The sequence below is a fragment of the Gemmatimonadales bacterium genome, assembly GCA_030697825.1.
Lineage (GTDB): Bacteria > Gemmatimonadota > Gemmatimonadetes > Gemmatimonadales > JACORV01 > JACORV01.
On the sequence record JAUYOW010000089.1, the window covers coordinates 1 to 5927 of the forward strand.

General features: G+C 68.6%; 7 protein-coding genes. 6 read left to right on the forward strand and 1 reads right to left on the reverse strand.

From position 1 onward, the window contains the following. Window positions 1-1097, reverse strand: a 1097-nt coding sequence (locus Q8Q85_04530) for a VIT1/CCC1 transporter family protein (protein ID MDP3773512.1), incomplete at its 3' end; no start/stop codon positions are given. Window positions 1098-1146: 49 nt separating this feature from the next. Between Q8Q85_04530 and Q8Q85_04535 the strand changes: the two genes are divergently transcribed. The 6 genes from Q8Q85_04535 to Q8Q85_04560 form a co-directional block, all read left to right on the forward strand. After that, window positions 1147-1821, forward strand: a complete 675-nt coding sequence (locus tag Q8Q85_04535; GenBank protein MDP3773513.1) for a phosphoribosylanthranilate isomerase — start codon at window positions 1147-1149, stop codon at window positions 1819-1821. A gap of 44 nt (window positions 1822-1865) precedes the next feature. Further along, the gene (locus tag Q8Q85_04540) at window positions 1866-2207 is read left to right on the forward strand and encodes a cytochrome b/b6 domain-containing protein (protein MDP3773514.1); all 342 of its coding nucleotides are present in this window, start codon (window positions 1866-1868) and stop codon (window positions 2205-2207) included. An 82-nt stretch (window positions 2208-2289) separates the two neighbouring features. Continuing rightward, on the forward strand, window positions 2290-2967 hold the full coding sequence (locus tag Q8Q85_04545; GenBank protein MDP3773515.1) for a molybdopterin-dependent oxidoreductase: 678 nt from the start codon (window positions 2290-2292) through the stop codon (window positions 2965-2967). A gap of 75 nt (window positions 2968-3042) precedes the next feature. Further along, window positions 3043-4170: a hypothetical protein gene (locus Q8Q85_04550; GenBank protein MDP3773516.1), complete on the forward strand. Its 1128-nt coding sequence runs from the start codon at window positions 3043-3045 to the stop codon at window positions 4168-4170. A 43-nt stretch (window positions 4171-4213) separates the two neighbouring features. Continuing rightward, window positions 4214-4600, forward strand: coding sequence for a BlaI/MecI/CopY family transcriptional regulator (locus Q8Q85_04555; protein ID MDP3773517.1), 387 nt, complete (start codon window positions 4214-4216; stop codon window positions 4598-4600). Window position 4601: 1 nt separating this feature from the next. Further along, window positions 4602-5927, forward strand: a 1326-nt coding sequence (locus tag Q8Q85_04560) for a M56 family metallopeptidase (GenBank protein MDP3773518.1), incomplete at its 3' end; no start/stop codon positions are given.

The following is a 5927-nucleotide window of genomic DNA, read 5'->3' on the forward strand; positions in this document are numbered from 1 at the left end:
ACCAGACCACCGACCACGTATCCCACCACCGCCACCCCCACCCCGACGATGAACAGGTCCATCCCGCACCAGATCACGCCGCGCCCGGTGAACACGCTGCGCGCTCCGCCCACCGCGAAGTGCGACAACATCGAGACCACGAACGACGTCGCGATGGCCGGCACGCCGCTCATGACCAGGAACGGCGCGACCGGGATCAAGGCGCCGATCAACGTGGCGGTCCCCGTCACCAGCCCTTCGCGCAGTGGCGTGCTCCGCTGCTCGCCGATCTTCAGCTCCTCACGGACCTTCTCAGCCAGCGCGCGCTCCGGGTCGCCGATGACCTCGTGGGCCCGGCGGCGCGCCTCCTCCCGCTCGATGCCCTTGGCCTCGTAGAGAAGAGCCAGCTCGTCCTCCTCGACCTCCGGCATCAGCCGGATCTCCTCGGACTCCATCGCTATTTCGTGCGCGTATACCTCCAGCTCGCTCTTGGCCGCGAGATAGCCGGACGAGCCCATGGACAGCGCGTCCGCGATCATCCCCGCCATCCCGGACACGAGCACGACGTGCGGCCCCACGCTCGCGCCGATCACGCCGGCCACCAGCCCGAAGTTCGCGGTGAGGCCATCGTTGAAGCCGTACACCACGTTGCGCAGGAAGCCGCCGGACCCCGCCTGGTGCCACGGCTCTCCGGTCACGCCCGCCATTCCGCCCAGCGTCTCGGCGTGCTCGGCCGATTCCTTGGCCAGGGTGAGCGCGGCGTCCTTTGCTGCACCCGGGGCGCTTTCGCGGTGCAGCGCGAGGTAGCCCTTCACCTCTCGCCCCTCTTCCCGAAGCAACATCCCGGTCAGCACCGACGGCCCGAAACGCCGCGCCGTCCAGGCCAGCAGGCGCGCCCGCGCCGTGGGACTCGGCACTCCCATCGTGACGCCGTTGTCGCCGAGCACCTTGGCCCAGATCTGGGTGTGCCGGTCCTCCACATCGGCGAGGCGGCGGTACAGGTCTTTCTTCTCGGTACTCGGCTCCGCCTCGGCCAGGACGCGATAGAGGAAGGCCGCATCCGCCTCGTCCTGCCAGTGCTCGCGCCAGGCGTCGGTGGTTTCGCGATCGGTGGTCATGACATTAGGATAGCACAGGTCAGCGCGTCACGGTGCCCCAGGGAGCGATATGAAGCCGGCCGGCAGAACCCGGGTCAAGATCTGCTGCATGTCGAGCACGGAGGAGGTCTGGATGGCGATCCGCCACGGCGCCTCCGCCCTCGGCTTCGTTTCCGCGATGCCAAGCGGGCCGGGCCCCGTCCCAGACGACACGCTGCGACGCATCGCCGGCGTCGTGCCCCCCGGGATCGCCACCTTCCTCCTGACGAGCAGGCAGGACGCCACCGCGATCATCGCCCAGCAGCGAAAGCTCCGGCTCAACACCATCCAGATCTGCGACCGGCTGCTGATCGGGACGCATCGCGACCTAAAGCGGGCGCTGCCCGGGGTCGCCATCGTCCAGGTCATCCACGTCTCAGGCGAGCGCTCCCTGATGGAAGCGGCCGAGGTAGCACCCCACGTCGACGCCATCCTTCTCGACTCGGGCAATCAGGACCTTGCCGTGAAGGAGCTGGGAGGAACGGGCCGCACCCATGACTGGACCCTCAGCCGGCGCATCCGCGAGCTGGTGGACGTGCCGGTCTGGCTGGCCGGTGGCCTCAACGCCGGCAACGTGGCCGAGGCGATCGGCGCGGTGGAGCCGTTCGGCGTGGACCTGTGCAGCGGCGTGCGGACCGACGGCAAGCTCGACGAAGACAAGCTGAAGGCGTTCACAGACGCCGTCGAGCGGGCCAACCGGAGTTGAGCCGGGAACCGCCGGAGGGCAGCTCGCATTACGACGGGGAACCCATGACAGTCAAACGCCACCACTGGATCGTCCGCTTCACGCACTGGGTGAACGGCGTGCTTCTCGTCGGCATGATCGCGAGCGGGCTCCAGATCTACCTCGTGCTGCTCGGCGCGCTGTCGCTTCTGACGGGGTGGGCGATCTGGAAACCCGTCCAGCTCGGCTGGCTGACTTCACTGTTCGGCGGCTACGAGCTGGCGCGCTACTGGCATTTCCTAACGGTCTGGATCTTCGTCGGCTTCATACTCGTGCACGTTGCGCTGGTCTTCCTGGTGGATCCCGCGTCGATGCGGGCGATCGTCACGGGATGGTACAGGGGGAGGTTTCCGAGCCATGGAGCGTGACACGAGTAGGTCAGCAGGCCAACGGGCCGGCGCGCCGAGCGCTGCGGAACCGCGCGCTGGGTCGCTCGACCGCCGCCAATTCGTGCTCGCCGCCGCCGCCGGCGCATCGTCGGTGTTGAGCGCCTGTGGCTGGGACGGCGGGCCGTTCGCGAAGCACCTCGCCGGCTTCTCCGGCTTCAACGACTGGGTATCGGCGCGGCTGCTCAGCGATCGGCTCGCGCGCGAGTACCCGGTCGCGAAGCGCACCCCCGAGCGCGACTTTCCGGCGTACTTCGTCAGCCGAGGCATGCCGATGCTCGCCGACCCGGCGGCGTGGCGCCTCGAGGTGACGGGGCTCGTTATGCGGCCGGCCTCGCTCACGCTCGAGCAGGTAATGGCGTTCCCGCGGCTCACCTACACCGTCAAGCATCACTGCGTAGAAGGCTGGAGCGCGATCGCGACCTGGAGCGGCGTGCCACTCCGCGCTCTGGCCGACCGCGTCGAGCCGCTGTCCGCCGCCCGGTACGTGATGTTCCGCTCGTTCGACAGCGGGTACTCCAACGGCTGGGACCTGGCGTCCGCGATGCACCCGCAGACCATCCTCGCCTACGCATACAACGGTCGCCGCCTCAGGCCCGATCACGGCGCGCCGCTCCGCCTCTACTCGCCGACCAAGCTCGGCTACAAGAACACCAAGTACCTGCTCTCGGTGGAGTTCACTGACCAACGGCCCGGAGGCTACTGGGAGGACCGGGGCTACCCCTGGTTCGGCGGGGTGTAGGCGGGCCGGCCGCGAGTCGCAGTCGACCCTGAAGCTGGCGCGAGTCCGCGCGCGGCCTTACGTTGAACGCACAGCATGCCCCTCGGCCTCACCCCCGTCCGCACTAGGCGCGACCTCAAGCGCTTCATCTACCTTCCGGAGCGGCTCCACCGCGACCATCCGAAGTGGATGCCTCCCATCTATTGGGATGAGTGGGACTACTTCAATCCCAGGAAGAACCGCGCCTTCGGGTACTGCGATACCACGCTGGCACTGGCGCACCGCGATGGCGAGCTGGTGGGCCGGGTGATGGGGATCGTCAACCGGCGGCACAACGAGAAGATGGGCGAGACGACGGCACGCTTCTCGTGCCTCGAAAGCACGGAGGACCCCGAGGTGGCCCACGCGCTCCTCGCCTGGGTGGAGGACTGGGCGCGCGGACTCGGCATGACGAAGATCGTCGGTCCGCTCGGCTTCACCGACCAGGACCCGGAGGGGTTCATGGTCGAGGGCTTCGACCAGGAACCGACCATCGTGACCTATTACAACTTCCCGTACATCGTCCGGTTCCTCGAGGCGGAGGGGTACACGAAGGAGATTGACTACGTCGTCTACAAGGTCCCCGTTCCGCCACAGGTGCCGGAGTTCATCGAAAAGGTGGCGGATCGCGTCGCGCGGCGCGGTGAGTTCAAGCTGGTGGAGTTCGTCTCCAAGTCCCAGGCCAAGCCGTACATCCGGCCCGTCCTGGCGCTGATGAACGAGACGTTCGCGGAGATCTACGGGTACTCGCCGCTCGACGAGATGGAGATGACGGAGCTGGCGAAGAAGTACCTTCCCCTCCTCGATCCACGGTTCGTGAAGGTCGTCGAGAAGGACGGGCAGGTCGTCGCCTTCATCATCGCCATGCCCAACCTGTACGAGGGCATCGTGAAGTCGCGAGGCCGGCTCTTCCCCTTCGGCTTCATCCACATCCTGCGCGCGGCAAAGCGCGCCAAGCAGCTCGACCTGCTCCTCGCTGGGATAAAAGAGGAGTACCGCGGCCGCGGCCTGGACATGCTGATGGGACGCGCGATCCTCCGCTCCGCGATCCCCGCCGGGTTCACGGTGATGGACAGCCATCACGAGCTCGAGACGAATGCCAAGGTGCGCGCCGAGATGGAGCGCGGTGGCGGCCAGGTCTACAAGCGGTACCGCATCTTCCAGAAGGCCCTCGATTCGGCCTGAAACCAGGTCTTGACTTCTGCTACTACAGATGTAGAATGACCCCATGGACGATAATCTCGAGCTGACCGAGCTTCAGTTGGACGTCATGCGCGCGCTGTGGGCCCGATCCGAAGCATCCGTTTCCGAGGTACATGCGGCGCTTCAGGGAGAGCGGGGTCTGGCCCTCACCACGGTCGCCACGATACTCACCCGGCTGGAGAGGGCCGGGTTGGTGGCGCGCCGGTCGGAGGGCCGACACTATGTCTACCGGCCGCTCGTATCGGAGGAAAGGGTTCGTCACTCGATGGTCAGCGGGCTCGCCGAGCGACTCTTCAACGGAGACGTCACGGCGCTGGTGAGCCATTTGCTTGCCGAAAGGGAGATCGCCCCGGGCGACCTCGCCCGCGTGCGGCGGCTGATCGAGGCCCAGGAACAGAAACCGGAGTCCTGACATGGCCATCCTGCTCAGCGTGGTTGCCTGGCTCCTCACGTACTTGATGCACAGCACCGTCCTGCTTGGCGGGGCCTGCGTGCTGTTTGCGTTAGGCGTGGTGCGGACGAATGCGGCGAGGGACACCCTGTGGAAGGTGGCGCTCGTTGGCGGCCTGTTGACGGCGACGGCGCAGCTGGCGCTGCGGGTCGAGCCTTACGGCGGTAACGCGATGCTCACTCCCACCGAGGAGTCCGCGTTCATCGATGTGTCGGCCCGCGGAATGGCGCCCCCCGCCTTCCGTAGCTCATCCGGGCGCGTCGGCTCGACGGCGGGCCCGGCCCTGGTCGAGTCGCAGGCCGGCTACGGCGCTGGTGGCTCCGCCGCCGGACCGGAGGTTCGCGAGGCGGCGCCTGCCCCACGCTTCCGCCGGGTGCTCAGTGGGGTCAACGTCAGCTGGCCGGCGTCGCTCCTCCAGCTCTGGTTCTTCGGGGCGCTCGCCTTCGGCATGCGTCTGGTCGTCACGCGCGGCTGCCTGGCTCGCCGGCTGCGCGCCCGCCGCGTGCTTACGGACGGACCGCTGGTCGAGATGCTCGACGCGTTGCGCGCGTCCGCCGGCGTCCGACGGAGGGTGCGCCTCAGCGTGAGCGACGAGATCTCGGGGCCGATCGCGTTCGGGTGGGATGAGATCGTCCTGCCGGCGCGGGCCCTCGACGGCCTCGCGCCCGCCGAGCAGCGGGCGGTACTCGCGCACGAGCTGGGGCACCTGGTCCGCCGCGACCCCGCGTGGCTCGCGTTGAGCGCCGCCATCGAGAGCGTCTTCTACCTCCAGCCCTTGAACCGCGTGGCCAGGCGCCGGCTCCAGGAGACCGCCGAGTACCTGTGCGACGACTGGGCGGCGGATCGCACGGGCGGGGGGCTCGTGCTCGCCAAGTGCCTAGCCGAAGTCGCGACCTGGATGAACGGCGCGCCGCGGATGGCCGTCGCGGGGATGGCCGAGAACCGGTCGCACCTGGTGGCGCGCGTGCAGCGCCTGCTCGACGGCACGCGTCCAGGAGTGCGCCGGACGACGTGGGCCTGGCGCGCGGCCGTCGGCGCCGGAGCGCTGGCGCTGGTCGCATGGGCGGCGCCGGGCGTCGCCGCGGGAGAAGTGGCAACGGAACGCGTCGAGGAGCCGCGCGTTCCGCGCGCCGGCGCGCCAGCCCCTCCGGACAAGGAGGACCTCGTGGCGGCCGAGGTCGGTGGCGGCGAAGGCTGGATGTCCATCCGCGAAGGGGGACGGCTGCTCGTGCTGCACCAGGGCTATAGCGTGCGGCTGCGTGGCCGCGGGCGCATCGCGTTCCGCCAG